Origin of the sequence: Nostoc sp. CHAB 5715 (assembly GCF_020829685.1) — a bacterium.
Classification (GTDB): domain Bacteria; phylum Cyanobacteriota; class Cyanobacteriia; order Cyanobacteriales; family Nostocaceae; genus Nostoc.
Genome location: NZ_JAIVFR010001081.1, coordinates 1 through 2356, shown reverse-complemented (window position 1 = coordinate 2356; position 2356 = coordinate 1). Strand labels below are relative to the sequence as shown.

Below are 2356 nucleotides of genomic sequence, written 5' to 3'. Positions count from 1 at the left end.
GCTTTTATGCAACTTAAATGCTCCGTCCTGATCGTTGATAACTGATGACTGATGACTGATAACTGATGACTGCGGCATAGGTGCAATGTCGCTCAGATTGTCATGGAAAAATTTAGGAGAGAATGTGAATACAAATAAAAATGCAATTAAGAGTAGCAACAAAGAGCCATTCGAGTCTAAACCAGATTGCAAGGTATCAATTGAGCAGAGGGAACACCCAATTGAATACCCAAACAATCTCACGGCTGCCGAATACCATGAGCTGACAGTTGGTAGTGCCATTCATCCAGCATTGATTGAGAGCAACTTCTTCCACATTGAAGGGGAAACAATTTACGACTACCTGTTCATCTCCAACAAAATCCCTCGAAAAAATGCAGGTCGAGTCACAGATGCATACATAAGGCAATATCAGCATCTATTACTGGGGGGAACATGGATTCAATCTCTTGACCCCTTCAACAATTGGCAAGCAATGGAGTGGGGGCGGATTAAGCCCAACTTCCCTCGCATTGATTGGGAGAAAGGTAAACCCGTTAAGTATGAATCACCCCCCAAAACCCCCAACCGCGTTACCTACTTCGATATTCGCAACTGTACTTGGGACAAAGTTGCAAAACGTTATTTAATTAAGCGCTATCATTCGCTTTTGGCGCTACGCTTGCTGGATCAACTCAATCCGCTAATATTTTGGGAGTGGGTAAAGCAGCATCCAGAGATTCCCATTATCTTATGCGAGGGCGAGAAGAAAGCCGCTTGCTTGCTCTCTTTGGGGTTTGTGGCGATCGCACTCCCTGGAATTTGGAACGGGCGCGTGGGCAAACAAGATTTTGATGAACGGCTGCATCCTGACTTAGTACCAATGGCTCAGGCGGGGCGCAAGTTCATAATTCTTTTTGACTACGAAACAAAAGCTAAAACCAGGTGGTCGGTGTTTCAAGCCACTGTTCGCACTGCAAAAGCAATTGAGTCTGCTGGTTGTGAATGTGAAGTTGCATTACTGCCGGGACCAGAGAAAGGTGTTGATGATTTTGTTGTAGCGCGGGGCGAAGATGCTAACGCTCTACTGACCGCAATCATCGATGATGCTAAATCACTTGCTGATTACAAGCGATCGTATCGGGCTAAAAAATGGGGGTTAAGCAAGTACCAGCCGGATGTCACTGTTAATGTCAAGTATCTCTCTGAGGCTTTGTGCATTCCTGAACTTGAAGAAAAATGCTTGCTTGTGCCTGAGCTTTATGATCTTGAAAAGGAACAACTTTTCACGCCATCTATTAAAGGACATTCGAGAAAGAAGGAGTCTACGGATTCTGGCGGAGTTTCTTCAGACAAATCGAAGAAATCCCCTACCTTCAATTTCCCAAAATCAGGACTAGTCGTACTCTGGAGCGATATGGGCACTGGTAAAACCCAACTCATGCGCTGGTGGCGTGACCAAAACCCCGACGCGCGGTTCCTCAACAATGGACATCGCGTAAATTTGCTGAAAAATCTTGCCGAACGCTTGCAGACGGAGATGTATTCCGACTTGGGTTACACAGGTTTAGCCCAGGCCCAAGCCCTTAGTATTACTATTGACAGCTTGCATAAGCTGAATACTCAGTCTCTCACCTACGGCTGCATATTTATAGATGAAGCCTGCCAATACCTCACCCACTTACTACACAGTAATACTTGCAAACAACACCGTGCAGCAATACTGTCTGCTATTAGAGAATGGAACCAGCAATACACTCGCGGTCAATCTCAATCAGTATTAGGTGGAGAGGGTCAAAGAGTACAAGCTCAAGAAGCCCAAATAACCAATGATGCGATTTCGCAATCTTCAGATAACGCTGATGCTGCCCAGCAGGATGTTATTACCCAAGACATCTTAAAAAAGATGGCTGTCCAAAATTTACAAACGGCGGTGGTTAGCAAATCAATTCATGCAGAAGCTCAGAAACAATCCCGTTCATTAGCGGCTGCAAATATTAATTTAACCGATATTTCTAGCCGTTTAGTTGCTTACGTTGCACCTATATTCGTGGTATTGTCTTTGCTGCCTTTTGAAAGCAAGTCCCTTTATGCCTGGTTATCCGGTTGGCTAGGTTTGACACTAATACTAATTTCATACTCGATAATAGTAGGTATAGTTGCGAGTGCGATAGTTGACAAACCTTCAAGTAATCCATTGTTGATGCAACTAATACAAGCAATTTTTTCTCCATTACTTGCAGTAGCCATTGACACCGATTGAGAGATATTGGTATGGTTATCTATTTCCCAGATGGTTTAATGCAAGTGACTCCAAGTTTTATATTTGGAAGCAAAAATTGATGGCAGGCGAATTTAATCAGGTAGATGATGATAT

Annotated in this window: 1 pseudogene; it reads left to right on the top strand. The window is 43.8% G+C overall.

Going from position 1 to position 2356, the window contains the following annotated elements:
• Positions 1 to 220: 220 nt before the first annotated feature.
• Positions 221 to 1705: pseudogene (locus LC574_RS36135) on the top strand (DUF3854 domain-containing protein); the annotation flags it as partial.
• Positions 1706 to 2356 lie beyond the last annotated feature (651 nt).